This window comes from Hymenobacter koreensis, from assembly GCF_039541855.1.
GTDB classification, from domain to species: Bacteria; Bacteroidota; Bacteroidia; order Cytophagales; family Hymenobacteraceae; genus Solirubrum; species Solirubrum koreensis.
The window spans coordinates 455,912-481,814 of record NZ_BAABHA010000001.1 but is presented as its reverse complement, the minus strand read 5'-3'; the positions used below and the strand labels follow the sequence as shown (position 1 = coordinate 481,814).

The following is a 25,903-nucleotide window of genomic DNA, read 5'->3' as shown; positions in this document are numbered from 1 at the left end:
GGTTCGCGCGTCTACTCCCGTACCTTTAGCACATGAGTACTGCCCCCGCCGCTTCCGGCCTCGATTACCTGGACCTCTCCTACCGCCCCGACCTGCGGGTACTGACGGTGCGCTGGCTGCGGTCGGTTTCGTTTCCGGAGCTGCAGGCGGGGTTTCGGCAGGCCCTGGACATGGCGCTGGCTTGCCAGGCGGCGTACTGGCTGGTGGATGTGCGCCGCCGCACCGAGATAGACGCTATTCCTTCTACCTGGGTGGCCCAGCACCTGCTGCCGGAGGCCGCCGCCGGCCTGGCGCCGGCCACGCTGTACGTGGCCTATCTGCTCTCCCCCGTGCGCGCCGAGCAAATAGTCACTAACCCCGCCCTGCAGGCCGCCACAGCCCAGGCCCAGGCCCCCACGCAGCCCTACCGCCTCGAGACCTTCATCGACGAGGGCCCGGCGGTGCAATGGCTGCTGAGCAAGCGCCAGTAGCCCCTTGTGCCCCGCGGAATCCGGGGACGCCTCCACTAGCAGGCCATACTCTTCGTCTTCACACCCGGAAACTACGGGGTGGGCAGGCTGCGCAGCTGCTGCAGGGCCTGCTGGGTTTGGGCCTGGGTGCGCTGCTCTTTCTCGTCTTCGGCGGTGGGCGGCTTGGGCGGGCCGTCGTAAAACGCGAGGATGTTCTGGCGTACGGCCGGCGCCAGGGCTTCGAACTTGTTGTCGGCCAGCTGGCGCAGCCACTGCCCGTAGGTTTCGTCGGCCAGAGGGTACTCGCCGGCCTTGGTGGGCTTGCCGGTATCGAAATCGGTATTGGCGAGGCGGGGCGGCTGCGGCAGGGTTTGCTGCTCTACCTGGGCGCAGTAGCGTTTCAGGGTGGTGCGGAAACTGCTCCGAAACAGGGCCTGCGCCTCGGGCGTGGGTACCCTGAAGGCATAGGGTTTCAGCGGCCCCACTTTGGGCATGAGGCGGATAAACCCGCTCAGCAGCCGGGCGCCCAGGCCGGGCTTTTGGTAGGCGCCGCCAAACTCGCGGCGGTACTGGCGCGGGTAGTACTCGTACACAAAGTCGCGGCGGCGGGCGCTGGGGCTGAGCTTGAGGATGTCGGCGCGCTTGGCCCGCCACGCGGCGCGGGTAGCGGTGGGAATAAGCTGGCTGATGACGAAGCGGTACGAGCCGATGCTCAGGTCGACGTTGGCAATGACCTGACCCAGCTTCAGGCCGTAGGTTTTCAGGAAGGCGCGCTCCAGCACCTCCTTGCTCACCTGAAAGCCAATGGCGCGGTGGTAGTCGTCGGAGCGGTAGCGGCCGGCCGCCACCTGCACCACATCGAAGGCAAACTCCAGCTGGGTGTGCTGCTTGGGTGCCTGGTCGTAGGTAATAACGGGGCCGAACTCGGCTTTCAAATCGGGGTATACCGAAGCCATGGCTACGTTGGTGCCCTCGGGGTGGCCGTTTGTGTCGGCGGTGTAGTGGGCCAGGGCACCCAGGGCAAAGGCGTACTCGTTGCGGTTCTGGGCCTCGTCGAGTAGGGCGCGTACAAAGTCGCCGGAGCGCACGTAGTGGGTGAGGTTGGTGAACAGCACCGAGCCGAAAGGGTAAAACCCCATGTCTTGGATAATAGCCCCGCCATACGCGTAGCCTTTGGCCTCGGCCAGCTGCTCATTGGTAGCGTTGGGAAACCGCTGCTGCAGGGTGGGCAGCAGGCAGGGGGCCCAGGTCGAGTCGATGTTGGCCATGTGCGTGAGCACCGAGAAGCCCGAAGCGGATAGAGGCGCTGCCAGCAGCAACACCAGAAGAATACGAAGCATGTGCGGCAGCGGAACCGTAGAGGCTCCACTTTGCGCCAACGGCAAACCAGCGGCCCGCGTTGCCGTAGGCTAGGCAGCTACATTCCCCGTTATGACTCAAAAATCGTCCGGCAGCCACCTGCCTCTGTATCTATCGATTGGCATGCTTGCGCCGCTGGTCGGCGCTTACTTCCTCTGGCCCGCGTTTCAGGAAGGCGTGCAGGAGGCGTGGGCAGTACTGCGCACCGGCGAACAGGACAAAGTAGCCGCCTGGATTCAGCAATTCGGCTACTGGGGCCCCGTGCTGGTGGTGGTTACCATGGTGGCCCAAATGTTTCTTATCGTCATCAACAACGCCCTGCTCATTCTGGTATCGGTGTTGGCTTACGGGCCCATCTGGGGCTCTTTGCTGGCCTGGATAGGCGTGCTCACCGCTTCCAGCGTGGGCTACTGGATTGGGCGTGGCCTGGGTAGCGCCTTCGTCAGCAAACTGCTGGGCCAGAAAAACGAGGAGAAAGTCACCGGCTTTGTGGAAGACTACGGCCTGGGCGCCGTGGCGGTGGCCCGCCTCACGCCCATTATTTCCAACGACGCCATCAGCTTTGTGGCCGGGGTGGCGCGCATGGGCTACTTCCGTTTCATTGGTATTACCGCCGTGGCCGTGATGCCGCTCATCGGCCTGCTGGCCTACCTGGGCCAGGACAGCGACCGGCTGAAAACGGGGCTGCTGTGGGTATCGGGCGTGGGCTTGCTGCTGTTTGGGGGCTACATCTGGTGGGACAAGCACCGCCGCAAATAAGCCGCTTTACACCGCCTTTAAAAAGCAGCGGGCGCCTCCTGATTGGGGGCGCCCGCTGCTTTTTCAGCCTATGATGTCACGTACTACGCGGGTACGGCCCGGGCCAGCTTTATGCTGAACCCGGCCTCCTGCACGGCCGCTATTACGTCCTCGGCCGTTACGTCGTCGGCCTGCACAGTCAGGGTTTTGTCGGGCGAGGCGGTGTCTACCTCCCAGCCTTCCAGGCCCACGGCATCGTTAAGAAAAGGCGTAACGGCTTTCACGCAGCCGCCGCAGTTGATGTTGGTTTTGAAACGCAGGGTTTGCATGGTGTTAGTCGGCAAAGCGTGCTTGGGCTTTGCTGCATCTACTAACAAATGTAGGCCCGGTATGGATTACGTTTCGTGAATATTCCCCATCTGCGGCGCTGACCAGGGAGCGGGGCTACGCGGCGGCGCGGCAGGCCTCTTCGCAGCGGCGGCAGGCGGCCGCGCACTCCTGGCAATGCTGGTGCTGGTGCTGGGCGCACTCGTCGCCGCAGGCCTTGCAGATTTCGGCGCATTCGCGCATCAGGTGCCGGGCGTGCTCGGAACCCCGGGCCAGCAAACGAGCCGTGAGGGCACAAACGTCGGCACAGTCGCGGTCGAGGGCAATGCAGCGGGCCATCATTTGCACGTGGCTTTCCTGCAGGCAGGCAGTGGCGCAATGTTCGCAGGCGGCTACGCAATCGTTGAGGGCCTGCAGCAGGGCTTGATTTTGGTTGTGCATGGGTATCAGGAATTGGGTTGAACCATTCCTGGGTATACCCTTCGCACAGCGTAATCGTTGCCGAAAGCCAGTGTAACATTGCTACACCGCTGGTGCACAATTCCCAGTGATGCAGCGGCTTTACGCAGCTTTTTCCAGGTCCATGCCGCATTTGGGGCACTTGCCGGCCTGCTTGCTCTGGCTGCCTTCGCACTGCATGGGACACACGTACGTGGTGCTGCCGGTGTTGGTCTGGTCGCCGGTGCCGCCATCGGTACCCGGCCGCGACACCTCGTCGGCGGGCTGTTCAATGATGGTCGAGTCGGCGGTGGCCTCGGTGGGCGGCGGAACGGCGGCCTCGTCGTTAGCGGGTTTGCTGTTGCAGGCCGTGAACAGGCCGCTGCTCAGCAAAAAGGCTACCACGAGAAAACGGGAAGTGCGCATAGAAGTTGGCGTTTGGAATGAGCGCGTAAAACTCCGAAAGAAACCCCGGATTGCCGCTGTAGTCTGCAACCGGGCGGCAGGGGCTGCCAATAGCTCGGAAAGTTCAGCAAGCAAAACGCCCGCCTCGGGTAAACCGAAGCGGGCGGGCCTGTGTAACGTGGCCGATAACCAGTGGTTATGCCTTCTTTTTCCATTTGATGGTGCATCCTACGGCCTTGGTGGCGCTGGTGGTAGCCGCCTTGCCAGCCATCAGGTCGGCAAGGGCCTGCTCCACGTATTTGGCGGTGGCCGCTTTGGCGTCTTCGGTGTTGTTATCGATGGCCCCAATGTAGGCCACCTTGAAATCGGCGGCGCCGGTGCGCTGCAGCACGTACACATGCGGTGTGCGCGTGGCGCCGTAGGTACGGGCTACTTCCTGGCTTTCGTCGAACACGTAGGCGAAGGGGTATTTCTTGCTGCTGGCCTGCTTTTGCATTTCGGCGTACGAGTCGCCGGGGGCTATTTGCGGGTCGTTGGGGTTAATGGCCACCACGGGGTAGCCCTGCGGCGCGTACTTCTGGTGCAGGGCTATAATCCGGTCTTCGTAGGCCTTCGCATAGGGGCAGGTATTGCAGGTAAACACCACAATATAGCCTTTGGCGGCGCTGTTGCCGGCCAACGAGACGAGTTTGCCGTCTACGTTCTTCAGCTTGAAATCGGCGGCTTTGTCACCTACCTGGTAACCGCCTTCGGCAAAAAGAAAACTGCTCAGCGTGGCCACCACGGCCAGCAGTACCACCAGAAACAGGGGCTTTTTCATGGCAAACAGAAGTAAAGTGAGGTGAAAAGACGGCCCCGGGCTGGGGCTTGAATCACGGTTTAACCAGTTTGAGTGCGCTTTCCAGCTCGGTCAGGGTCAGGGGTTTCTCAAACGCCTGGCGCCGCTGCTGGCGGTTGTTGAAGATGAGCGTAAACGGCAATGCCCCCGACCAGCTGGGGTCGACTTTATCGATGAAGGCGTTCTGATCGGTTTCGTTCAGCAGCCACACCGTCGAGCGCAACCCCTGGCGCTGCACAAACGGCCGCACTTTGGTATCGAGTTTGGAGGCGAAATCCAAGCTCACGAGCACCACCTTCACTTTGTCGCGGGCATGGCGCGTGCGCAGCTGTTCAAAGTTAGGCAACTCTTCCACGCAGGGTGCGCACCACGTAGCCCAGAAATTCACCACGTAGGTTGTGTCGGAGGGGCGCGCCAGTAGCTGCTGCAGGGCTGGCAGCTTCACCACCCGAACCTGCTGACCCAAGGCCCCTACCGCCCCCACCAGAAGCAGTACGCCGCTTAGCAAAACCCTTTTCATGCCATCGAAGCTACATCAGCCACCCGCCCAATGGAGCACCCGGCACAAACGGCGGCCGGAGGCGGGCGGCGAGTACCGACAAGAAAACAACCGCAGGGCTGCACCAACCCAGTGGTACTTGTACGGGCGCGGAGTCGGTGAACCTGCCGTGCAGCACCATACCGGGGCCCAAAAGCGAGACTACTTTCGAAAGAAAGCCACGCGGGCGGGGTCCACCGTTCGTTTGCGGCTGCGGGGCGCCGAGAAAACCGCGTTGTCCTCGGTATCCTCGGTAATGCAGGCGCCAGCCCCGATGATGTTGTTTTTGCCCAGCCGAATGCCTTCGCGGATAACGCAGTTCATGCCGAGGTAGCAACCATCGCCGATGGTGGATTTTGCCCCGATGTAAGCCAGCGAGGCCAGTACGTTGTGCCCCACCGTGGCATGATGACCAATGCTGGCGCCCACCAGCACGGCATTATCGCCGATGGTCACAAAGGGGTGGATGCGCGTACCCTGGTCCACAAACGCGTTTTTGCCCAGCACCAGGTCTTTCCATACCTGAGCTTTCGAGCATACGTAACTCGCGCACTGGTACCCCTGATCTTGCATGCGGGCGGAGGCGGCAGCGCGGGCGTTGTTGCGGCCCAGAGCAATGTGCAGCTGGTGGGTACTCGCCGGAAACAGCTCGCTCAGGTCTTCGGCCGCTACCACGGGCAAGTGGCAAAACGTGGTCATGTCGGCCGGCAGAAAAGCACGGTCGAGGCAAAACCCTACCACCTCGTGCGGGCTGTCGTGGGTGAACAGATAGTAGGCCAGTTCGGCCTGACTGCCAATACCAAAAATGATGATGCGCATGCGGGGTAGGTTGAGGCTGTTTCGGGCAAAACAGGCCGGTGGCAGCTCCTTGCAACAGGGCAAAACCCGCTGGTTATCATTACCCAAGCCGCTGTGGGCGCAAGGATTTTAAAAACTACTGCTCAGTACCTGCCAGCAACCCACAAGTATACACCGCTAAAAAGCAAAAACCGCGCTCCTGAAAGGAAGCGCGGTTTGCTGCAGAGGAGGAGGGATTCGAACCCCCGGAGGTTTAACCCTCAACGGTTTTCAAGACCGCCGCAATCGACCACTCTGCCACTCCTCTAGTAGTAATTAGAAATTGAGAATGAAAAATTAAAAATGCCGGCGTTCAACGGCCAATTTTTAATTTTTCATTCTCAATTTCTAATTGAAAACGCAGAGAGGGGGGGATTCGAACCCCCGATACCCTTGCAGGTATAACGGATTTCGAATCCGTCGCATTCGACCACTCTGCCACCTCTCTGGGACCCAAACGAGTGGATTGGGACGGCAAAACTAGCAGGACTGGCGAGTTTAGGCAACGTTTCGACCGAAATTTTTTCCGCCAGTGCGCCTCGTGGGTGCTTTCGGGGTGAGCATCAGGGGCTAATGAGCACGGGCCGCTTTCTGCTCTGCGGCCGCGGCCCGCTTGCGTTTTCCCCTGCCGCTTACATCATCCATGCTAATGTTCACCTCGAAGCCCAGAATCAGGGTCATACACACGAAATCCAGCCACACCATGAAGCCCACCAGCGTGCCAATGGAGCCGTAAAAGTTGTTGTAGCTGTCGAATATGCGGATGTACAGCGCAAACAGGCCCGAAACGAGCAGAATAAGAACCGTGGCCACCACAGCCCCAATGGATAAAAACGGCCACCGACTGTGCACGGCCGGCACGTAGTAATAAATGGCGCAGGTACCGAACAGGAACAGCCCCACCACCGACCCATACTTGAGCAAGCCGAGCAGAAAACCCGTTAGCCGCTCGGGCACGATTTCGTAGTACACCAGCGCATCCACGATGTAGGTGCCAAACAGCAAGGCTACCACCGATACCAGCAGGGCCATGGCTAATCCCACGGTAAGTACCGTGGCAATAACGCGCTTGCGCAAGTAGCTGCGGCGCCGGAAAATAGAGTGCTTTTTGTCGAAGGCGTCGAGCAGGGCCATGATGCCGTTCGAGCTGAGCACCAAAGCCGTGGCAAAACCGAAGGAGAGCAAGCCGCCGTGCGGAATGTTCACGATGTCCTCGATGGTTTCGCGGGTGGCGGCGTACATCTCGCGGGGCATGATGTCGCCCAGAAACTGCAGGATATCCTGGTTCAGGCCCGGCACCGGAATGTAGGGAATGAGCGTGAACAGGAAGATGATGGTGGGAAACAGCGCCACCGTGAAGTTAAAAGCCATGTACGAGGCCCGCTTGGTGAGCGAGTCCAGCTTAAGCTGCTGCAGCATAGCATCCACCACGTCGTAGAGCGACACGCGCCCCCCCTGCAGTCGAATTCCGCTCAGCCACATGATAAACCGGCGGTACGTGCGGGTGCGCCGGGCCTGGATAACGCGCTGGTAACGGTTGGGCAGGTTCATTCGATTAACGGCCGAATATCAATGCGTAATGAACATGTACGGAACGCAAAGCGTGCCGGTGGTTACCCCGCCGAGGCGGCGGGGGCAGCGGCATCGGCGGCAAAGTACGGTGCTATGCCGCTAAGCACGTGCGGCGGAATGGCCGTGGGGCGGCCGTTGTGGCTGCTTACAAACACCATGAGCGTAGAGCCCTCTGTGAGCAGCTCGTCGGCTTCGTTGTAAATCTCATACTCAAACAGCACGCGGGAGCCCTGCGGCATTTCGCGCAGCATCATGCGTACGCGCAGCAGGTCGTCGTAGCGGGCGGGGCGTTTGAATTTGATGCGCAGCTCCCCTACCGGCATGCCTACACCTTCGGCCTCCATTTCGCGGTAGCTGATGCCGAGTTGCCGAAACGCCTCGGTGCGGGCCACCTCGAAGTACGCGGCAAAGTTACCGTGGTACACGTAGCCCATTTGGTCGGTTTCGGCGTAGCGGACGCGGATGTGGGTATCGGATTGGTACATTCTAGATAGTGTGCGAAATGAGGGTGAACGTGCTGATGTGCTAGCGGGAACAAGCATTATCACATCAGCACATTTTCAGATCAGCGAAGCGCCGCACGTTAGTTCTACTTCATAATACCCGAGCGCGTCAGCGCAGCCTGGTAGCGGCGGGCGTTCAGAATGTGGTCCCGCTCGTTGGTGGCGAAGGCGTGGTAGCCGCTGAAATCCTCCTTGGCGCAGAAGTAGATGTAGTTGTGCTGCTCGGGGTTCAGCACGGCATCGATGCTGGCAATGCTGGGCAGGTTAATGGGGCCGGGCGGCAAGCCGGCGTACTTGTAGGTGTTGTAGGGCGAGTCTTTCTGCAAGTGCACATTCAAAACGCGCCGAATGCCGAAGTCGCCGTTGGCGTACACCACGGTGGGGTCGGCTTGCAGCTTCATGCCACGCTTGAGGCGGTTCAGATACACGCCGGCTACGCGGGGCCGCTCGTCGGCGTGCTGCTGCTGCTCGGCCTCTACTATGCTGGCCAAGGTGCTCACCTCGGTGCGGCTCAGGCCCTGGGCTTTGGCTTTGGCGTCGCGGGCAGGCGTCCAGAACTTCTCGTATTCATCCTTGAGGCGCTTGAGTACCTTCTGAGGCGGGGTGGTGTAGTACAGCTCGTAAGTGTTCGGGATGAACATCGTGAGCAGGCCCGTGGTGTCCTCAAACCCCAGCGACTTGGCGTAGGCGTTGCTGCTGAGCAGGGAATCGAACTCCTGCGGGCGGGCGGCAAACGACTGGCTGAGCTTACCGGCCAGGTCGCGGCGCAGCCGGATGTTCTGGAACGTAAGCTTGAGCGGGGCCTGAATGCCACGGCGCAGGTCGTTGATCTGTTGACGGTTGGTGTAGCCCTCCTTTAGCTCGAAGCGGCCGGGCTTCACCAGCTGGTCGTACTTCATGAGCTTGGCCACGAAGCGGAACGAGAGCTTGTCGACGATAACGCCGGTGGCGTCGATGCTGTCCATCACAGACTTGTAGCTCTGGCCGGGCCGTACTACCACGTAGGTGGGGCGGCCTTTGGTTTCCACGTTCGGCGTAAAGAAAATCTGGTAGGCGTAGTAAGAAAACGTAACCAGCAGCAGGCCAAAAACGCCTAACGGATAGGCTAAACGGTTACGACGACGGGTAGCGCGGGCGCGGTATTCAGCGGGGGTTGGCATTCGAGGAAGCTTAACAGAAACTTATTCTTGCCAGATGCCGGCGTAACTATTTGGGCAGATACGGCGTTTCCGGTAGATTTGACGAGCCAAAAGTACGGCCTTCTCCCCTTTGACAACCCTTTTCCTTTTACCCATGCTTCACTCATACACGCGTTTTGCTTTCCGTAGCGCAGCTGCTATGGCCTTCCTGATGAGCGTAGGTGCTTCGGTCGCCCAAGCTCAGACCCCCATTAACATTGCCAGCGGCACGGCCGTTTACCGCGAGAATTTCGATGTGATGGGCGCCGCTGGCACTACCTATCCAAACGGCTGGACGGGAATACGCTTTGCCGGAAGCGGAACCCCTAACGAAACGCTAAGCCCGATAGTAGTCTTGGCTGGCAGTCAATCCGGGGCAGTGTACAACGCAGGTGCCGACGGCGCCGCTGATCGTGCTTTAGGTTCGTTGGCTTCGGGCTCCACGGCCCCTGCCTTCGGAGCTGTTTTTTCTAACCAAACGGGAGCTGCTGTAACGCGCGTAAACATTGCCGCTCGTATGGAGCAATGGCGCACAGGCAGCAACAATACTGTGAACGAAGCCACGGTTTTTGAGTACAGCCTCAATGCTACTAGCCTGAATACTGGTACTTGGACAGCAGTAACCTCGCTGGATCTGAACGAAATTGCTATTACATCGACTACTGCAGCTCCACTTGATGGCAACTTGCCAACTAACTCAATGCCTATTGCCGGTACAATTACATTGAACTGGCCCAACAACACTACTATGTGGATACGTTGGAACGATGCTGACAATTTTGGCTCTGATGCACTGCTATCCATTGACAATTTTGCTATTTCGACCGGCAACACGGCTTTGGCCACCCGCAACAACACCCTTAACACCACGCTCAACCTGTTCCCGAACCCGGTAGCACGCGAGTTGAACGTTTCGGTAGGTACGGAAGGCCGCAACGCCAAGTACGAAGTATTGAGCCAGCTGGGCCAGGTTGTAATGACCGGCAGCCTCTCGGGCACCGAGCAGAAAATCAACGTTGCCAACCTGCAGGGTGGCGTGTACATGCTGCGCCTCACCACCTCGGAAGGCAGCACCACGAGCCGCTTCACCAAAAACTAAGTACTGGGCATTTCCGCAGTATAAGTTTGCGCAAACCCCGGCCTTCTGGTCGGGGTTTGTTGTTTTATCAGCCCGGCTATAGACTTGCCTTGCTTCAGCTCCTTACGTAACAAGCTGCGGGGCTTGCGCGTCATACACCTATTGCGTAACTACCGCGCCCTTTCCTGTTACCATTAACTCGCAAACCCCATGGCCCAAGCCCAGCTACTGCGCATACACCCCGAAAATCCACCCCAAAACCGTATTCAGCAAGCCGTGGACGTGTTGCGCAACGGCGGCGTAATTATTTACCCCACCGATACCATTTACGGCCTGGGCTGCGACATTACCAATACCAAAGCCGTAGAGAAGCTGTGCCGTATTCGGGGTCTGAAGCCCGACAAAGCCAACCTTTCCTTCATCTGCTCCGATCTGTCGCACATCAGCGACTACGCCAACGGCATTACCACGCCGGTGTACAAAGTGCTGAAAAAGGCTCTGCCCGGTCCGTTCACGTTCATATTCGAAGCCAGCGCCAAGGCGCCGAAGTACGGCGGCGTAAAACGTAAAACGGTAGGCATCCGCATTCCCGACAACCCTATTTCCATGGCGCTGGTGAGGGAACTTGGCAACCCCATCGTGAGTACTTCCATTCACGATGAAGACCAGATTATTGAGTACAGCACCGACCCCGAACTGATTTACGAGAAGTACCGCGTGCTCGTAGACCTCGTCATCGACGGCGGTTACGGCAATAACGTAGCCAGCACCGTAGTCGACTGCACGACCGAGGACTTCGACGTTATTCGGGCCGGCGCCGGCGACATTGAACAGTACTTGTAAAAAACGCCACGCATAGAAAAAGGCCGCCTGTACTCAGGCGGCCTTTTTCTATGCGTGGCGTTTCAGCTTCCAGCGTCGGTGCGACCATAAATAGTCGGCGGGCTTGGCCTGGATGTCGCGCTCTACGCAGCGGGCAAAAGCCTCGGTAATGGCGTGGCCGTCTTTGTCGAGGGGAGCGTCGCCGTCGTGGAGTTGTTCCGCCACAATTTCGTAGTAGCCCCGCCGCAAGCGCACAATGTTCACGTACAGCACGGGGCATTTAAACTGCGCAGCCAGCTTATCGGCGCCGGTGTAAAAGGCGGTTTCCTGGTGAAGGAAGGTGGTCCAGTACGTGTGTTCGGGGCTGGCGGGGCTTTGGTCGCTGAGCATCGACAACGACCGGGGCTGGCCGCGGCGCCGCAGCATATCGCGCAGGGTGTCGCGCATGGGAATGAGGTGCGAACCTGTGCGCGTGCGCAGCCGCAGCATAAAATCCTCGAAAAAGGCGTTGCGCAGCGGCTTGTACACGCCGTCGGCCTTGCCGGGGAAATACACCGCTCCGGTGGGCAATATCCACTCCCAGTTACCAATGTGCGAGCCTAGCGCCAGCACCGTCCGGCCGGCCGCAAACTGGTTGGTAAATAGCTCGGCATTCTTGATCTGCACGCGCCGCGCCATTTCCGCCGGGCTAATGGCCGCCAGCTTCAATATCTCCACGATTACGTCAGCAAAGTGCCGGTAGAAATCGGCGCTGAACTGCTGTATCTCGGCTTCGGTGCGCTCCGGGAACGAGCGGCGCAGGTTTTCCAGTACCACCCGGCTGCGGTAGCGCAGCACGTAGCGCATGAGCAGGTAAAACACGTCGGCTATGCGGTGCAGCACCGGCAGCGGCAAATGGGCCAGGCCCAGCAACAGCCAGTTCAGGGGCAAGTAATACCAGGCATAGGGCCGGCCGGGGGTCAGCGCTCCTCTCATCGGGGCAAAGATGCACCCTCGGGGGCGTAATCCTGCGTGCCGCGGCTGAGCTTGGCCGTGCGCGTGGCCAGCACTTTACCGGCGGCGTTGCGCACTTCCACCGTCAGGCTATAATCACCGGGCGGCAAGGGACCGAGAGGCAGTTCGCCTACTACAGGCGTTGGGCGGCCGGATTTCGCCTGATCAATGCGGGCATCGGCATCGGCTGCGGCACCTTCTTCCGACTCGATGTGGTAATGCAGCTTCAATGGCTGGCCGGCCGGAGCCTGGTACATTTCGAGGTAGAAGTACAGCTGCTCGGCACCGCGGGCGTAGGCGCCGTTGGGCGTGCGGCTAAGCAAGTGGTTGCCCCGAATGAAGTTGCTTTGACCGGTGGTTTGGCTGGCGGCTTTGGTCAGGAACACAATGTCGCTGAGCGCGGGCGCGTTGGCCGGAAAATCGAGCACCAGTGGCTGTACCACCTGCGTGGGCGCGGTGCTTTTGCGGTACAAGTCGCGCAGTTCGCCGCGCACTGCGTACTGGCCGGCTGGCAGCGTAATGCGCTTGAGGAAGCTCTGCGGATTTTTAATGGCAATGGTGGTGTCGCTGAGAACGGGCGGCTTCAGCGTTATGACCTCGGAGTAGGCGGGCTTGCCGTCGGGCTTCAGGATTTGCAGGGTAAGCACGGCGGCGGCCTGGTAGCTGCCGGGTGCGCGTTTGATGTACGTGAGGCCGTTGCCAGGCACGGTGGCGTACAGCTCCACCTCGTAGGTATTACCAGCAGCTAAGGTGCGGAAGCGGGCTACATCAAGCACCAGCTGCGGGGCGGCGGCCGATGCGGCACCGGCCAATAACAACATCAAAAAAAGCGGCAACAGCAGACGAACGCGCATAAGCACCAAAGCAACGATGACAGATTATTTTGCGAGTACAACGCAAATAAGCGGCCGAAGTGTCGGCTTCTCCCCTGCCGAACAATTTTTATGAAATCCGCGCGTACTTCGCATCACCTTTCCTGAAGCTTGCTTGCGGGCTACTGCTGACGCTGCCCAGCGTCAGCGCCGCTGAGCTTCGCTTCCGTTCCGCCATTATGTCTACCGCCGTGTCCACCGTTCTGTTTGAGCTGTCGTACTGCCCGCCCGCGGCGTTTTTCGCTGAACTTCTCTCGGCCGAGTCGTTGTTATTAGAGCGGCACGAAAACTACCGAAAGCAGACGTACCGCAACCGCTGCCTCATTCTTACGGCGCAGGGCGTGCAGCCGCTTACGGTGCCGGTAATCGATGGCAACCGCTCCGAAAAAGCGCCCATCGACCAACTGGAAATCGATTACCGCCAAAATTGGGTGCACCGCCACTGGCGCACTTTGCAGACAGCTTACGGCAACAGCTCGTATTTCGAGTTTTATGCCGACTACTTGCACGACATTTACGTACGTAAGCCAGACCGGCTCTTTGATCTGAATCTGGCTGTTTTACACCTTTTGTTGCGGTGCCTGCGCCTCACGCTTCCCGTTGCATTTACCGCTGAGTGGCACGCTAGCTACCCGGCCCAGGTGCTTACGGATCGGCGGGATTGGCTTACTCCCAAAGCTCTGCCTGACACCGCGTCAGGTGCCGGGCTGCGGCAGGAGTATCGGCAGTGCTTTGGCGCGGGGTTTGTACCCGGTTTAAGCGTGCTGGACCTCTTGTTCGCGGTGGGTCCGGCGGCCGGCACGTACCTCGTGCCCGCCACCAGCGCCGGGGGCGAACCAGGCTCCGAACCTTTGACCCAAACGGCCGGTTTAATTACTGACATCCGGTAACTCACTCTGCCGCCCTTGCGCGACACCGGATTCTTTCTCACCTTATCTGCATGGAAGCGAAATTCTCAAACCGCGTCAAGGAAGTCATTTCCCTCTCCCGGGAAGAGGCTATCCGCCTTGGCCACGACTATATTGGTACCGAGCACTTGTTGCTGGGCATGATTCGCGAGGGCGAAGGCACGGCAATAGCCCTGCTCAAGAAGTTGGGCGTGTCGGTAGAGGAGCTGAAATACGCCCTCGAACAACATACTCGTAACACTGCCACCCAAGGAATCAGTATAACGGGCAGCATCCCGCTCACGAAGCAAACGGAAAAGGTGCTGAAGATTACGTATCTCGAAGCCAAAATCTTCAAGAGCGAAATCATCGGCACCGAACACCTGCTGCTGTCGATTCTGCGCGATGAAGACAACATATCTTCCCAAATCCTGAGCAAGTTCAACGTGAACTACGAAGCCGTACGCGACTCGCTAGACTACCACGGAACCGGTAGCACCAGCCAAAACCCCACTTCGGGCCCCTCCGACACCGACGACGACGACAACGACAAACTGTTTGGCTCGTCCAAATCGTCGTCGGGAACCGCCAAGAAACCCGGTGAAAAATCGCGCACGCCCGTCCTCGACAACTTCGGACGCGACCTAACCAAGCTGGCCGAAGACGACAAACTCGACCCCATTGTGGGCCGCGAGAAGGAAATTGAGCGCGTAGCTCAAATCCTGTCGCGCCGCAAAAAGAACAACCCGATTCTCATCGGTGAGCCCGGCGTAGGTAAAACGGCTATTGCCGAAGGCCTCGCCCTGCGCATCGTGCAGAAGAAAGTATCGCGCGTGCTCTTCAACAAGCGGGTGGTAACGCTGGACTTGGCCTCGCTGGTAGCCGGTACCAAGTACCGTGGCCAGTTCGAGGAGCGCATGAAGGCCGTGATGAACGAGCTGGAAAAGTCGCCCGACGTGATTCTGTTCATCGACGAGCTACACACCATTGTGGGCGCCGGCGGTGCCAGCGGTTCGCTCGACGCTTCGAACATGTTCAAGCCGGCTTTGGCCCGCGGCGAGATTCAATGCATCGGTGCCACTACGCTCGATGAGTACCGTCAGTACATCGAGAAGGACGGCGCCCTGGCTCGTCGTTTCCAAATGGTAATGGTGGACCCCACCACGCCGGAGGAAACCATCGAGATTCTGCACAACATCAAAGATAAGTACCAGGACCACCACCACGTGGTGTACACCGACAAGGCCATCGAGGCCTGCGTAAAGCTGTCGGACCGCTACATGTCGGACCGGTTCCTGCCCGATAAGGCCATCGACATTCTCGACGAGGCCGGCGCCCGCGTGCACATCAACAACATCGTGGTGCCCGAGGATATCCTGAAGCTCGAGGAGAGCATCGAGAATATCAAGGGCGAGAAAAACCGCGTGGTGAAGTCGCAGAAATACGAGGAAGCCGCCCAGCTTCGCGACAAGGAGAAAAAGCTTCTGGAACAGCTCGAAACCGCCAAGAAGAACTGGGAGGACGAGACCAAGAAGAAGCGCTACACCGTGAAGGAGGAAAACGTGGCCGAAGTAATTGCCATGATGACCGGCATTCCGGTGAGCCGCGTAGCCCAAAACGAAAGCGCCAAGCTGCTCAGCATGGGCGAGGAGCTGAAGGGCAAGGTAATTGGTCAGGACAAGGCCATTGCCCAGCTCGTGAAGGCTATCCAGCGTACCCGCGTTGGTCTGAAAGACCCGAAGAAGCCCATCGGCTCGTTCGTGTTCCTGGGCCCGACGGGTGTAGGTAAGACGGAGCTGGCCAAGGTGCTGGCTACCTACCTCTTCGACAAGGAAGATTCGCTCGTGCGTATCGACATGTCGGAGTACATGGAGAAGTTCAGCGTATCGCGCCTGGTGGGCGCGCCTCCCGGCTACGTGGGCTACGAAGAGGGCGGTCAGCTGACGGAGAAAATCCGCCGCAAGCCGTACTCGGTTATCCTGCTCGACGAGATTGAGAAGGCGCACCCGGACGTGTACAACCTGCTCCTGCAGGTGCTCGACGACGGTATTCTGACCGACGGCCTCGGCCGTAAGGTGGACTTCCGCAACACCATCATCATCATGACCTCGAACATCGGGGCGCGTGATTTGGCTGACTTTGGCGTGGGCATCGGCTTCGGCACGAAGGCACGGCAGGACAGCATCGATGACCTCACGAAGAGCACCATCACGAATGCCCTGCGCAAGACCTTCTCGCCGGAGTTCCTGAACCGTTTGGACGACGTGATTGTGTTCAACGGCCTGCAGAAAGAGGATATCTTCAAGATCATCGACATTTCGCTCTCGAAGCTGCGCAGCCGCATCCAGGCACTGGGCTACAAAATCGAGCTGACGGAAGCCGCCAAGACCTTCGTGGCTGAGAAAGGCTACGACCCGAAATACGGTGCCCGTCCGCTGAACCGCGCCATCCAGAAGTTCATCGAGGACCCGATTGCTGAGGAAATCCTGAAGGCCCAACTCACGCAAGGCGACGTAATTGAAGCCACGCACGAGGAAGGCAAGGAGGAGCTGACGTTCACCTCGCGCAAGAGCGAAGAAGCTTCTACCCTCGCCAGCGACGAGCGGCCGGCTGACAAGCCCGAAGCTCCTGAGGGCAAGGAAGGCAAAGGCGAGTAAGATCCGCTAATTGATTGAAAGCAGAACGGCCGGTTGCGCAAGCAGCCGGCCGTTTTTTTGACTGTTATTTCTTTATACGAATTGAGAATCTGCAATTGTCAGAGCAACTCTATCTTCTTTTATGATACTACGGGTTTTGAGATAAGGCAACAACTTACCTTTAAGCAACCAATCCAATACATTATTAATAAAAATATGTGACGGGTTAGAGAAAGTATTTTGAATAAAATAAATTTGATAGTTCTTCGTATTATTTAAAAATAATTTCCATTCGTTTTTTGTAACAAGAAAACTCTGCTTCTGCTTAGCAGTTCCTTTACACTCAATATAGTATTCTATTGTTCCGTCTTCTTCCAAAATCTCAAAATCATGATCCTGATTAGATTCACCATTTTCATTCAACCATTTTACTCTATTAGGATATTTATTTTTTAAAAGATCAAACAAATATTTTTCTGAAATTAAACGAATACTCTCGTTTAATTCCGCATCTTCAATCACATCTGCAACTTGTTCCTTTTCTTCTCTAAGTTGATTTAACTCTACACGAACTTGCCTTATCTCTCGAACTATTTCACTTAAAACTATATTACTCTCTTCTTTCTTTACTTTATTTCCAACACTTATACTCTCTAAAACATTTGGCTCTGTTTTTTCACCTACTAGCTTAGAAATTTCCTGAATTTGGCTTACAGGCTTTGCAACCTCAATAATCTGTGGCTTGGATACAATTCTCAAGTTAGCGGAGTAGAAAGGAGAAAGCCCTGTACTGATAATTGTCTTGTTGTATACATCCCCACCTTTATAAGGAATGTCGCTATATGTGCCTCTTGTCAGCTTAGAAATTTCTTGTGCTTTTGCTCGTGCTACCTGGTCTAGCCCGATACCGATAACATGTATTTCACAATTTATACCTTCAGTTTGTGCTTTCTTACACTCGGAAATATAATCACCGCCTTTATCTTCTTGCCCATCTGTTACAAGAATAATTTTCTTATTACTTGCAGCATACTCTTTCAGAGTTCCTATAGATTGTCTTATAGCATCGGATATTGGAGTTCCTCCATTTTTAAATAACAATTTATTAATCACGGCAATAATAGCCTCTTTATCAGTTATCTGAAGAGGCAGCTCCTGTACAACAGGCGGCATGTCTTTTACTGCTGAAAACGACTTGATGCCAATTCTAGAAGAATAATCAAGAGAAGGGACGATATCTGACAGCAACATCTGCTTTGTCAATTCAATCTTATCCTTCATACTTCCTGAAAGATCAACGACAAACTCAATGACTGTTTCCATGAATAAGCATTTTATCAAACTTGATTATTTCTAGATGCATTGCTACTATACATCTACTTGATTCGGCTCAAGTTAGAGCGTGTTTGGGAATTGGTTGGGGGCTAAAGAAAAACGAGCCAGTAAGTTGCAGGCGGAGTTCCTAGGCTCCGGTCTGCATCATGGTTGACGGCTATCAACCCCTCACTGACTCGCAGTGGCAAGTTATGCGCTGCCTGCTGCCGCTGCAACGCAAGCGGCGCTTGTGCCTGCGGCGTGTGGTGGACGCGTTGCGGTACCTGTGCCGCACGGGCTGCCAGTGGCGCAGCCTGCCGGCGGCGTTTCCGCCCTGGCCGGCGGTGTATTACTACTTCCGCCGCTGGCAACACGACGGCACGCTGCAGCGGCTGAACCGGACGCTGAACGAGGCGGACCGCCAGGCGCACGGGCAGCCGGCCGCGCCGGCGGTCTTGTGCCTGGACAGCCAGAGCGTCAAGCTGGCCCCGCGCATCGCCGAGCACCGCGGCACGGACGGCGGCAAGTGCGTGAACGGGCGCAAACGGCAGCTGCTGGTGGACCGGCAAGGCCGCATCTGGGCCTGCCGCACGCACGCGGCCAACCTGCACGACAGCCGCGGCGCCTGTGCCTTGTTGCTCGAACGCCGGCACTGGGGCCCGCGCCTGACCACGGTCGTGACGGACCGTGCCTACCGCGGCCGCTTCACCGAGGGGCTGCTGGCGCGTGGCTTGCGCCACGAAGTGAGCAGCCGCCCGCCGTCCACCCGCGGCTTCGTCCCGGTGGGCTGCCGCTGGGTGGTGGAGCGCACGTTCGCCTGGCTGAACTTCTTCCGACGGCTCGTCATGGACTACGAGTACACGCCCGAGAGCCACGCGGCCTGGATTCTGTGGGCCAACGTCACGCTCTGCTTGAATCGGTTTCCTTAATTCCCAAACAGGCTCTTAGTAACTCTTGATTGCGTCAGCAACCAGATACGTCTGGATTCTACTTGATCAACTCCCCTCAAAAACGGGTTCGGCTTTTTTGTGCCCGCGGGTTACCTTTGGCTCCCGTTTCACTGACTTTTCCCCTCTCCTGCCCCGTATGTCCGATCCGCACGCCGACCCGACGCTGAGTGCCCTCGAAATCCTGGCTAAAAAGAACGCCGAGGCGCTGCTGGGCGGTGGCCAGGACCGCATCGACGCCCAACACAAAAAGGGCAAGCTCACGGCCCGCGAACGGCTCGACCTACTGATGGACCCGGGCTCCTTCGAGGAAATCGGCAAGTTTGTGATGCACCGCTCCAAGGACTTCGGCTTGGACAAGGAATACTACCTCGGCGACGGCGTGGTGACGGGTTACGGCACCATCAACGGCCGCCTGACCTACGTTTTCTCGCAGGATTTCACGGTGCTGGGCGGTTCGCTTTCCGAGACGCACGCCGAGAAAATTGTGAAGATCATGGACCTGGCCATGAAGAACGGCGCGCCAGTAATCGGCCTGAACGACTCGGGCGGGGCCCGCATTCAGGAAGGTGTGGTAAGCTTGGGCGGCTACGCCGACATCTTCTACAAGAACACCTTGGCCTCGGGCGTGGTGCCGCAGATTTCGGCCATCATGGGCCCCTGCGCGGGCGGCGCGGTGTACTCACCGGCCATTACCGATTTCATCCTGATGGTGGAAAACACGAGCTACATGTTTGTGACCGGCCCCAATGTGGTGAAAACGGTTACTCATGAAACCGTGACCAGCGAAGAGCTGGGCGGCGCCAGCACCCACAGTACCAAGAGCGGCGTGACGCACTTCACGGCGCCCAACGAGGTGGCTATCATTCAACAGCTAAAGCAGCTGCTGAGCTACCTGCCGCAGAATTGCGAAGACACCGCCCCCATGCTCCCCTACGAGCCCCAGGGTGACGAGCTGCGCGCCGAGCTGGACAGCATTATTCCGGCTAATCCCAACCAGCCTTACGACATCCGCGAGGTCATTACCGGCATAATCGACGCCGACTCCTTCATGGAGGTGCACCAGAACTACGCCGAGAACATCGTGGTAGGTTTTGCGCGTTTGGGTGGCCGCAGTATCGGCATTGTGGGCAACCAGCCTGCTATTCTGGCGGGTGTGCTCGACATCAACGCCTCCACCAAAGCGGCCCGCTTCGTACGCTTCTGTGACTCGTTCAACATTCCGTTGCTGGTGCTCGAGGACGTGCCCGGTTTCTTACCCGGCACCGACCAGGAATGGCGCGGCATCATCACCAACGGCGCCAAGCTACTCTACGCCTTCTGCGAAGCCACCGTGCCGCGCATCACCGTTATTACCCGCAAGGCCTACGGCGGGGCGTACGATGTGATGAACTCCAAGCACATCGGCGCCGATATGAACTACGCTTGGCCCACCGCCGAAATTGCGGTAATGGGTGCCAAAGGCGCTGCCGAAATCATTTTCAAGCGCGAAATAGCCGCCGCCGACGACCCTGAGGCCAAGCTGCAGGAAAAAGTAGACGAGTACCAGCGCAAGTTTGCCACGCCTTACCGCGCCGCCCACCGTGGCTTCGTAGACGAGGTGATTCTGCCCTCGCAAACGCGTCAGAAGCTCATCCGGGCTTTTAAGATGCTCGAAAACAAAGTAGCGCAGTTGCCTCGCAAAAAACACGGTAACATTCCGCTGTAATTTTCCTTACTTAAATCCGTGCAAAAGCGGTGCTGCTCACTCTGGCAGCACCGCTTTTACGTCGAATAGCCCTCCGAACCGCAACGTCTGCCAGCGCCTGAGCTGGTTTTTCCATCCACGAGGCCGCGCTTTTCGTACTTCTTCCGTTTTCCCTCAGCCCGCCGCTTACTCCTCCCCGCTATGCGCAAAGAGAGCTTCGATTTCCTCGAGAAATACCTCAATACCCACTCTCCTACCGGCTTCGAAAAAGAAGGCCAGAAAGTGTGGCTAGACTACGTACGGCCGTACATCGACGAATATTTCGTGGACACTTACGGCACGGTGGTAGGCGTGGTAAATCCGGAGGCGGAGTACAAAGTCGTCATTGAAGCACACGCCGACGAGATTAGCTGGTTTGTGAATTACATCACGAAGGAAGGGTACCTATACCTGCGCCGTAACGGCGGCTCCGATGCACTAATTGCCCCCTCGAAGCGCGTAATTATTCACACCGCCAAGGGTCCGGTGCGGGCCGTATTTGGTTGGCCCGCTATCCACGTGCGCAAAACGGAGCAGGACAAGGCACCCACCATCGAAACCATATTCCTCGACTGCGGCGCCGCTTCGGCCAAAGAAGTAGAGGAAATGGGCATTCACGTGGGCTCCGTGGTGACGTTTGAAGACGAGCTGATGCAGCTCAACGAGAAGTACCTAGTGGGCCGCGCGCTCGACAACCGCGTGGGCGGCTTTATGATTGCCGAAGTAGCGCGCAAGCTCAAGGAAGAAGGCAAAACGCTGCCTTTCGGCTTGTACATTGTAAACGCGGTACAGGAGGAAATTGGCTTGCGCGGCGCTGAAATGGTGGCCCACCGCATCAAGCCCAACGTGGCCATCGTGACCGACGTGACCCACGACACTCAGTCGCCGATGTACGAGAAGAAAACCGCCGGCGACATTCACTGCGGCAAGGGCCCGGTAATTACCTACGGTCCGGCCGTGCAAAACAACCTGCGCGACCTGATTATTGCGGCGGCTCAGGAAAAGGGAATTCCGTTTCAGCGCGCGGCTGCTACCCGCGCCACCGGCACCGACACCGATGCCTTTGCTTACTCGAACGCAGGCGTGGCTTCGGCCCTGATTTCGCTGCCGCTGAAGTATATGCACACCACCGTGGAAACCGTGGCTGAGGCCGACGTACTAAACGTTATTGAGCTGATTTACGAGTCGTTGCTGCGCATCGAAGACCAGCACGATTTCCGCTACTTCAAGTAAGCCACTACGGCTCTGATAGAACGTCATTCCGAGCGAAGCCGAGGAATCTCGCGTGTTTAGCTGGATAGTATCTTTTCCTCTGGATTTACTATTCGCCGTCAGCACGCGAGATTCCTCGGCTTCGCTCGGAATGACGTTCTTTTGTTACCTCTAATTCGCTTACCCATCACACCCGCATGTTCATTTCCGGCTTCACCATCATTCGCAATGCCGTTATCAACGACTACCCCGTGGTGGAAGCCATTCGCTCCATCCTGCCCGTCGTTGATGAAATGGTGGTGAGCGTGGGCGCCAGCGACGACGATACCGAAGGCCTGATTCGCAGCATCAACTCGCCTAAAATCCGCATCGTACACTCGGTGTGGGACCCGGCGCTGAGGCAGGGCGGCGCCGTACTGGCCGTGGAAACCGACAAAGCTTTCCGGGAAATCAGCCCCGATGCCGACTGGGCCTTTTACATTCAGGCCGACGAGGTGGTGCACGAGCAGTACCACGCCGCCATTCGGCAAGCGGCCAAGCAGTACCTGCACGACCCAGAGGTGGACGGGCTGCTATTCGATTACACGCACTTTTACGGCACCTTCGATTACGTGGGCGACAGTCGCCGCTGGTACCGCCGAGAGGTGCGCCTAGTGCGCAACGACCCGGCCATTCGTTCGTACCGCGACGCGCAAGGTTTCCGGCGCAACGGCGAAAAGCTGCGCGTGAAGCCAGCTAATGCCGCCGTATACCATTACGGCTGGGTGAAAAGCCCCCAGCAAATGCTCACTAAAATCAAGAACCTAGACCAGCTGTGGGCCGAAGACAAAGCCCCCGAAGAGCACCCGCTGGCCGCCGCCGAAGCATTCAACTTCGACGATTACGACTCGCTGCAGCTGTTTCAGGGCACGCACCCCAAGGTGATGCAGGAGCGCGTAGCGCGTCAAAACTGGAAGGTTGACATTGACGTGACGCGCAAGCGTTTCAAGCTAAAAAACCGCGTGCTGCACTGGGTGGAAAAGCTCACCGGCAAACGCTTTTTCGAGTACCGCAATTACCGCTTGGTATAGGCCATGCAGCTACCGCCCGTTTTTCCCCCGCTCACCGTAACCGACCAAATGGACCGGCGCGTGGCCGTGCCGTTTCCGCCGCAGCGCATTGTGTCGCTGGTGCCGTCGCAAACCGAGCTGCTGTTCGATCTGGGCTTGGGCAAACGGGTGGTGGGCGTTACCAAGTTCTGCATTCATCCGGCCGAAGCACGGGAGCAAGCCACCGTGGTAGGCGGCACCAAGAACTTCCACTTCGATAAAATAGAGGCGCTAAAGCCCGATTTAATCATCGGCAACAAAGAAGAAAACTACCAGGAAGGCATCGAGCAGTTGGCAGCCCGCTACCCGGTATGGATGAGCGACATTTTCACGCTGGACGATTCCCTGCGCATGATGCGGCAGCTTGGCCTGATTACCGGCGCCAAAACCAAAGCCGATGCCCTGAGCGAAACCATTGCCGCTTCCTTCGCTCAACTAACGCCCGCCGAGCCCCGCCTTTCGGCCGCCTATTTTATTTGGCGCAAGCCGTACATGATAGCTGCGCCCGGCACTTTCATCGACGATATTCTGCGGCGGGCGGGCTTCACCAATGCTTTTGCCGACTGCACCCGCTACCCTGAAATCAGCGCCGAAGAACTAGCCGCCGCTCAACCCGACGTGATTTTGCTTTCCTCCGAGCCCTACCCTTTCGGAGAAAAGCACGTGGCTGAATTCCAGCAAATATGCCCGCAGGCCCGCATTCAGATTGTGGACGGCGAGTTGTTTAGCTGGTACGGCAGCCGCTTACAGCATACACCGGCTTACCTGCAAAAGCTGCGGCAAGAGTTGTAAAACAAGCGCCTTTACTGCAGATCAAAGCCGGCCTGCCGTAGCTCTTCCCAGAAAAACGGGTACGACTTGCGCACCACAACGGGCTTTTCGACGGTGAGACGGCCCCGAAATGCCAACGGAGCAAACGCCATAGCCATGCGGTGGTCGTGGTAAGTAGCCACGTGCTGCTCGCGCACCTCAAAATCGTTGGCCGTTACCTGAAACACGTCGTCGACGGTCGGTTTTAGGGCGGCCCCAAACTTGGCCAGCTCTGTTTGCAGGGCGGCAATGCGGTCGGTTTCCTTGATGCGCAGGCTTTCCAGACCGGTCATGTCCACCACCACGCCGGTAGCCGCGGCAGCCACGGCAATGGTTTGGGCCAGGTCGGGGCAATCGGTGAAGTTCATGGCCACGCGGGAAGAGCGGCTTTCGGCAGGCATTTGGTACAGCGTTACCCCTTCGTCTTCGAACTCGGTGCGCACGCCCAACGACTCCATCAGGTGTCGCACAACCTGGTCGCCCTGCAGGGACTGGCGCCGCAGCCCCGGCAGCCGCACCTGCGAACCGGTGGGCGCCAGCGCCACCAGGCTGTACCAGTAACTGGCCGCCGACCAATCGGACTCCACGTGGTAATCGGCCGGCAGGTAAGGCCGCTCGCTGACGCGCACGTCGCGTTCGTGCACTTCCACTTCGGCGCCGAAATGGCGCATGAGCTCGGCCGTCATCTGAATATAAGGGCGCGAGCCGATGTGGCCGGTGAGCTGCAAATGCAAGCCGCCGGGCACCAGCGGGCCAATCATCATGAGGGCCGAAATGAACTGGCTGCTCACGTCGCCGCGCACCTGCAGCGGCGCCGACTCCACGGGTTGCCAGCCGCGCAGCCGCAGCGGCGGGTAGCCTTCGCGGCCCTCGTAGTCGATTACGGCTCCCAGTTGCCGCAACGCGTCCACCAGAATACCGATGGGGCGTTCCAGCATGCGAGGCGTACCGGTGAGGGTTACATTACGGCCCGTAACGGCCAGGTAGGCGGTAAGAAACCGCATAACGGTGCCGGCGTCTTCGGCATTAATCTCGGTGGCGTCTGCATCGGCCAAGAGGCGACGCATCAGCTGGGTGTCGTTGGCCTCGGAGAGGTTTTCGAGCGTGCCGCCACCGGCCAGGGCCTGCAAAATCAGCACGCGGTTGCTTTCGCTTTTGGAGGCGGGCAGTTGCGCCGTGCCGCAGAGCGGGCCACCGGTCCAGTGCAGGGTAAACGAATCGGGGTAGGTCACAGGCGGTGGTAGTAGCGCAGCGAATCGGCCAGTTCGGCCACGGTTACGGGTTGATCGTACACGCCGCGGCCAATGGCTTCCAGCAGCGTGCAGTTAATGGTGTCGCCTTGGTTTTTCTTGTCCTGGCGGGCGAGTTCGGCAATGGCTTCGGTTTCCAGGGTCACGAACTGCACCTTGTCGTAAACCGAAAACAGGAAGGTTTCGATTTTGTCCAGCTCGCTTTCTGTTAGCAGCCCTTTCTGCACCGACAGCCACGCCTCGCACACCATACCGGCGGCAATGGCCTCGCCGTGCAAAATAGCGCGGCCGGCCTGGCCCAGCAGGTAGCTTTCTAGCGCGTGGCCCACGGTATGCCCGAAGTTGAGCAGCTTGCGTGGCCCGCGTTCCAACGGGTCCTGTGCTACAATTTCCTGCTTTACCGCCACCGACTCGCGCACCACGGCTGCCCAATCGTCCACGAACAAGCCGTAGTTGCGGCCCTGCATAAACGCGTCGGCGTCGGCAATGAGCCAATGCTTTACTACCTCAGCGTAACCGGCACGCAGTTCGCGTGGGTCGAGGGTGGTTAGGAATTCGGGCTCGATGCACACGGCTTCGGGCAGTTGAAACACGCCCAAATGGTTTTTGAACCCTTGAAAATCGACGCCGGTTTTGCCGCCAATGCCCGCGTCTACCTGCGCCAGCAGCGTGGTGGGAACTACGGCACACCGAATGCCGCGCTTGTAAAGCGCCGCACAAAAGCCGCCGAGGTCGGTTACCACGCCGCCGCCCAGGCACACCAGCACGCTGTGGCGGTCGAAGCGGTGCTCGGTTAGCTCGGCCCACACCCGTTCGCAGGTAGAGAGGGTTTTGTGTTCCTCGCCAGCTGAAATTTCAATCAGCAAATGGTTGTCAGGCAGCAGCGGCTGCAGGCGCGGGTAGCACAGGCGCGCGGTGTTGGTATCGGCCAGCACGGCTACGTGCGTGGTGCCGGGCCGCTGCAGCAGCTGAGCCAAAGCCGGCAAAGCGTCGGAGCCGATGTGGATGGAGGAGTTATTCACGGGCGCTAAGTTCTGCTTTCGGGAGCGTTTGTGCCACAACGGCACCTTTACCTAACGCAGCAAG

At 58.3% G+C, this 25,903-nt stretch carries 26 protein-coding genes and 2 tRNA genes; 11 read left to right on the top strand and 17 right to left on the bottom strand.

All coding sequences use genetic code 11. The features are described from left to right. Positions 1 to 32: 32 nt before the first annotated feature. On the top strand, positions 33 to 470 hold the full coding sequence (locus ABD903_RS02145) for a hypothetical protein (RefSeq protein ID WP_345220944.1): 438 nt from the start codon (positions 33 to 35) through the stop codon (positions 468 to 470). 71 nt (positions 471 to 541) lie between these two features. Here the strand turns inward: ABD903_RS02145 and ABD903_RS02140 are convergent, their stop codons facing one another. Continuing rightward, positions 542 to 1,789 carry a zinc dependent phospholipase C family protein gene (locus ABD903_RS02140; RefSeq protein ID WP_345220943.1) on the bottom strand — a complete coding sequence of 416 codons (1,248 nt, stop codon included), beginning with the start codon at positions 1,787 to 1,789 and terminating at the stop codon, positions 542 to 544. Between the two features lie 91 nt (positions 1,790 to 1,880). Here ABD903_RS02140 and ABD903_RS02135 point away from each other — a divergent pair, with 91 nt between their 5' ends. After that, positions 1,881 to 2,567, top strand: coding sequence for a TVP38/TMEM64 family protein (locus ABD903_RS02135; protein WP_345220941.1), 687 nt, complete (start codon positions 1,881 to 1,883; stop codon positions 2,565 to 2,567). 83 nt (positions 2,568 to 2,650) lie between these two features. Here ABD903_RS02135 and ABD903_RS02130 read toward each other — a convergent pair whose 3' ends face one another. From ABD903_RS02130 to mltG, 11 genes are all read right to left on the bottom strand, one after another. Then, positions 2,651 to 2,875, bottom strand: a complete 225-nt coding sequence (locus ABD903_RS02130) for a heavy-metal-associated domain-containing protein (RefSeq protein WP_345220939.1) — start codon at positions 2,873 to 2,875, stop codon at positions 2,651 to 2,653. Positions 2,876 to 2,990: 115 nt separating this feature from the next. Continuing rightward, positions 2,991 to 3,314, bottom strand: coding sequence for a four-helix bundle copper-binding protein (locus ABD903_RS02125; RefSeq protein WP_345220937.1), 324 nt, complete (start codon positions 3,312 to 3,314; stop codon positions 2,991 to 2,993). Positions 3,315 to 3,434: 120 nt separating this feature from the next. Continuing rightward, positions 3,435 to 3,737, bottom strand: coding sequence for a heavy metal-binding domain-containing protein (locus ABD903_RS02120; protein ID WP_345220936.1), 303 nt, complete (start codon positions 3,735 to 3,737; stop codon positions 3,435 to 3,437). Positions 3,738 to 3,912: 175 nt separating this feature from the next. After that, complete coding sequence (locus tag ABD903_RS02115) at positions 3,913 to 4,536, bottom strand: thioredoxin family protein (RefSeq protein ID WP_345220934.1); 624 nt, start codon at positions 4,534 to 4,536, stop codon at positions 3,913 to 3,915. A gap of 52 nt (positions 4,537 to 4,588) precedes the next feature. Beyond that, positions 4,589 to 5,074, bottom strand: a complete 486-nt coding sequence (locus ABD903_RS02110) for a TlpA disulfide reductase family protein (protein WP_345220933.1) — start codon at positions 5,072 to 5,074, stop codon at positions 4,589 to 4,591. 180 nt (positions 5,075 to 5,254) lie between these two features. After that, positions 5,255 to 5,911 carry an acetyltransferase gene (locus tag ABD903_RS02105; RefSeq protein WP_345220931.1) on the bottom strand — a complete coding sequence of 219 codons (657 nt, stop codon included), beginning with the start codon at positions 5,909 to 5,911 and terminating at the stop codon, positions 5,255 to 5,257. 201 nt (positions 5,912 to 6,112) lie between these two features. Then, positions 6,113 to 6,197, bottom strand: a tRNA-Ser gene (locus ABD903_RS02100). 93 nt (positions 6,198 to 6,290) lie between these two features. After that, positions 6,291 to 6,377: transfer RNA gene (locus ABD903_RS02095), tRNA-Ser, on the bottom strand. A gap of 122 nt (positions 6,378 to 6,499) precedes the next feature. Continuing rightward, positions 6,500 to 7,480, bottom strand: a complete 981-nt coding sequence (locus ABD903_RS02090) for a YihY/virulence factor BrkB family protein (protein WP_345220929.1) — start codon at positions 7,478 to 7,480, stop codon at positions 6,500 to 6,502. A gap of 62 nt (positions 7,481 to 7,542) precedes the next feature. Further along, positions 7,543 to 7,986, bottom strand: a complete 444-nt coding sequence (locus ABD903_RS02085; protein ID WP_345220927.1) for an acyl-CoA thioesterase — start codon at positions 7,984 to 7,986, stop codon at positions 7,543 to 7,545. A 104-nt stretch (positions 7,987 to 8,090) separates the two neighbouring features. After that, a complete protein-coding gene (mltG, locus tag ABD903_RS02080) occupies positions 8,091 to 9,164 on the bottom strand; it encodes an endolytic transglycosylase MltG (RefSeq protein WP_345220925.1) in 1,074 nt (357 codons plus the stop codon). 133 nt (positions 9,165 to 9,297) lie between these two features. Between mltG and ABD903_RS02075 the strand changes: the two genes are divergently transcribed. Together ABD903_RS02075 and ABD903_RS02070 are read left to right on the top strand one after the other, a co-directional pair. Continuing rightward, positions 9,298 to 10,281: a T9SS type A sorting domain-containing protein gene (locus ABD903_RS02075; protein WP_345220923.1), complete on the top strand. Its 984-nt coding sequence runs from the start codon at positions 9,298 to 9,300 to the stop codon at positions 10,279 to 10,281. Positions 10,282 to 10,470: 189 nt separating this feature from the next. Beyond that, the gene (locus tag ABD903_RS02070; protein WP_345220921.1) at positions 10,471 to 11,103 is read left to right on the top strand and encodes an L-threonylcarbamoyladenylate synthase; all 633 of its coding nucleotides are present in this window, start codon (positions 10,471 to 10,473) and stop codon (positions 11,101 to 11,103) included. 48 nt (positions 11,104 to 11,151) lie between these two features. Here the strand turns inward: ABD903_RS02070 and ABD903_RS02065 are convergent, their stop codons facing one another. After that, the gene (locus tag ABD903_RS02065) at positions 11,152 to 12,057 is read right to left on the bottom strand and encodes a lysophospholipid acyltransferase family protein (protein ID WP_345220920.1); all 906 of its coding nucleotides are present in this window, start codon (positions 12,055 to 12,057) and stop codon (positions 11,152 to 11,154) included. Continuing rightward, entirely contained in the window at positions 12,054 to 12,929 is an 876-nt protein-coding gene (locus tag ABD903_RS02060) for a hypothetical protein (protein ID WP_345220918.1), read from the bottom strand. Before ABD903_RS02060 ends, ABD903_RS02065 begins: the two co-directional genes overlap by 4 nt. A 197-nt stretch (positions 12,930 to 13,126) precedes the next feature. On the opposite strand from ABD903_RS02060, the gene ABD903_RS02055 reads away from it, so the two are divergent. Further along, positions 13,127 to 13,837 (top strand): WbqC family protein, encoded by a 711-nt coding sequence (locus tag ABD903_RS02055; protein WP_345220916.1) that lies wholly within the window; start codon positions 13,127 to 13,129, stop codon positions 13,835 to 13,837. Between the two features lie 50 nt (positions 13,838 to 13,887). Next, positions 13,888 to 16,491 (top strand): ATP-dependent Clp protease ATP-binding subunit, encoded by a 2,604-nt coding sequence (locus ABD903_RS02050; RefSeq protein WP_345220915.1) that lies wholly within the window; start codon positions 13,888 to 13,890, stop codon positions 16,489 to 16,491. 72 nt (positions 16,492 to 16,563) lie between these two features. On the opposite strand, the gene ABD903_RS02045 is transcribed toward ABD903_RS02050, so the two are convergent. After that, a complete protein-coding gene (locus ABD903_RS02045) occupies positions 16,564 to 17,793 on the bottom strand; it encodes a protein NO VEIN domain-containing protein (RefSeq protein WP_345220914.1) in 1,230 nt (409 codons plus the stop codon). 158 nt (positions 17,794 to 17,951) lie between these two features. Between ABD903_RS02045 and ABD903_RS02040 the strand changes: the two genes are divergently transcribed. From ABD903_RS02040 to ABD903_RS02020, 5 genes are all read left to right on the top strand, one after another. Then, positions 17,952 to 18,713: an IS5 family transposase gene (locus ABD903_RS02040; protein WP_345220913.1), complete on the top strand. Its 762-nt coding sequence runs from the start codon at positions 17,952 to 17,954 to the stop codon at positions 18,711 to 18,713. Positions 18,714 to 18,870: 157 nt separating this feature from the next. After that, positions 18,871 to 20,439, top strand: a complete 1,569-nt coding sequence (locus ABD903_RS02035) for an acyl-CoA carboxylase subunit beta (protein ID WP_345220911.1) — start codon at positions 18,871 to 18,873, stop codon at positions 20,437 to 20,439. A gap of 180 nt (positions 20,440 to 20,619) precedes the next feature. After that, positions 20,620 to 21,690, top strand: coding sequence for a M42 family metallopeptidase (locus ABD903_RS02030; RefSeq protein WP_345220910.1), 1,071 nt, complete (start codon positions 20,620 to 20,622; stop codon positions 21,688 to 21,690). A 176-nt stretch (positions 21,691 to 21,866) separates the two neighbouring features. Next, a complete protein-coding gene (locus ABD903_RS02025; protein ID WP_345220908.1) occupies positions 21,867 to 22,739 on the top strand; it encodes a glycosyltransferase family protein in 873 nt (290 codons plus the stop codon). A 3-nt stretch (positions 22,740 to 22,742) separates the two neighbouring features. After that, complete coding sequence (locus ABD903_RS02020) at positions 22,743 to 23,549, top strand: ABC transporter substrate-binding protein (protein ID WP_345220906.1); 807 nt, start codon at positions 22,743 to 22,745, stop codon at positions 23,547 to 23,549. Between the two features lie 11 nt (positions 23,550 to 23,560). Here ABD903_RS02020 and ABD903_RS02015 read toward each other — a convergent pair whose 3' ends face one another. Both ABD903_RS02015 and aroB read right to left on the bottom strand, forming a co-directional pair. Then, entirely contained in the window at positions 23,561 to 24,799 is a 1,239-nt protein-coding gene (locus ABD903_RS02015) for a 3-phosphoshikimate 1-carboxyvinyltransferase (RefSeq protein ID WP_345220905.1), read from the bottom strand. Beyond that, positions 24,796 to 25,839: a 3-dehydroquinate synthase gene (gene aroB, locus ABD903_RS02010; protein ID WP_345220903.1), complete on the bottom strand. Its 1,044-nt coding sequence runs from the start codon at positions 25,837 to 25,839 to the stop codon at positions 24,796 to 24,798. Before aroB ends, ABD903_RS02015 begins: the two co-directional genes overlap by 4 nt. Between the last annotated feature and the right edge of the window lie 64 nt (positions 25,840 to 25,903).

Coding starts and splice junctions, on each gene's coding strand:
- ABD903_RS02130 (WP_345220939.1), bottom strand. CDS start 2,875: ATGCAAACCCTGCGTTTCAAAACCAACATCAACTGCGGCGGCTGCGTG.
- ABD903_RS02060 (WP_345220918.1), bottom strand. CDS start 12,929: ATGCGCGTTCGTCTGCTGTTGCCGCTTTTTTTGATGTTGTTATTGGCC.
- ABD903_RS02140 (WP_345220943.1), bottom strand. CDS start 1,789: ATGCTTCGTATTCTTCTGGTGTTGCTGCTGGCAGCGCCTCTATCCGCT.
- ABD903_RS02110 (WP_345220933.1), bottom strand. CDS start 5,074: ATGAAAAGGGTTTTGCTAAGCGGCGTACTGCTTCTGGTGGGGGCGGTA.
- ABD903_RS02065 (WP_345220920.1), bottom strand. CDS start 12,057: ATGAGAGGAGCGCTGACCCCCGGCCGGCCCTATGCCTGGTATTACTTG.
- ABD903_RS02035 (WP_345220911.1), top strand. CDS start 18,871: ATGTCCGATCCGCACGCCGACCCGACGCTGAGTGCCCTCGAAATCCTG.
- ABD903_RS02030 (WP_345220910.1), top strand. CDS start 20,620: ATGCGCAAAGAGAGCTTCGATTTCCTCGAGAAATACCTCAATACCCAC.
- ABD903_RS02020 (WP_345220906.1), top strand. CDS start 22,743: ATGCAGCTACCGCCCGTTTTTCCCCCGCTCACCGTAACCGACCAAATG.
- ABD903_RS02055 (WP_345220916.1), top strand. CDS start 13,127: ATGTCTACCGCCGTGTCCACCGTTCTGTTTGAGCTGTCGTACTGCCCG.
- ABD903_RS02120 (WP_345220936.1), bottom strand. CDS start 3,737: ATGCGCACTTCCCGTTTTCTCGTGGTAGCCTTTTTGCTGAGCAGCGGC.
- ABD903_RS02085 (WP_345220927.1), bottom strand. CDS start 7,986: ATGTACCAATCCGATACCCACATCCGCGTCCGCTACGCCGAAACCGAC.
- mltG (WP_345220925.1), bottom strand. CDS start 9,164: ATGCCAACCCCCGCTGAATACCGCGCCCGCGCTACCCGTCGTCGTAAC.
- ABD903_RS02135 (WP_345220941.1), top strand. CDS start 1,881: ATGACTCAAAAATCGTCCGGCAGCCACCTGCCTCTGTATCTATCGATT.
- ABD903_RS02045 (WP_345220914.1), bottom strand. CDS start 17,793: ATGGAAACAGTCATTGAGTTTGTCGTTGATCTTTCAGGAAGTATGAAG.
- ABD903_RS02050 (WP_345220915.1), top strand. CDS start 13,888: ATGGAAGCGAAATTCTCAAACCGCGTCAAGGAAGTCATTTCCCTCTCC.
- ABD903_RS02040 (WP_345220913.1), top strand. CDS start 17,952: ATGGTTGACGGCTATCAACCCCTCACTGACTCGCAGTGGCAAGTTATG.
- ABD903_RS02105 (WP_345220931.1), bottom strand. CDS start 5,911: ATGCGCATCATCATTTTTGGTATTGGCAGTCAGGCCGAACTGGCCTAC.
- ABD903_RS02075 (WP_345220923.1), top strand. CDS start 9,298: ATGCTTCACTCATACACGCGTTTTGCTTTCCGTAGCGCAGCTGCTATG.
- ABD903_RS02125 (WP_345220937.1), bottom strand. CDS start 3,314: ATGCACAACCAAAATCAAGCCCTGCTGCAGGCCCTCAACGATTGCGTA.
- ABD903_RS02145 (WP_345220944.1), top strand. CDS start 33: ATGAGTACTGCCCCCGCCGCTTCCGGCCTCGATTACCTGGACCTCTCC.
- ABD903_RS02090 (WP_345220929.1), bottom strand. CDS start 7,480: ATGAACCTGCCCAACCGTTACCAGCGCGTTATCCAGGCCCGGCGCACC.
- ABD903_RS02115 (WP_345220934.1), bottom strand. CDS start 4,536: ATGAAAAAGCCCCTGTTTCTGGTGGTACTGCTGGCCGTGGTGGCCACG.
- ABD903_RS02070 (WP_345220921.1), top strand. CDS start 10,471: ATGGCCCAAGCCCAGCTACTGCGCATACACCCCGAAAATCCACCCCAA.
- ABD903_RS02025 (WP_345220908.1), top strand. CDS start 21,867: ATGTTCATTTCCGGCTTCACCATCATTCGCAATGCCGTTATCAACGAC.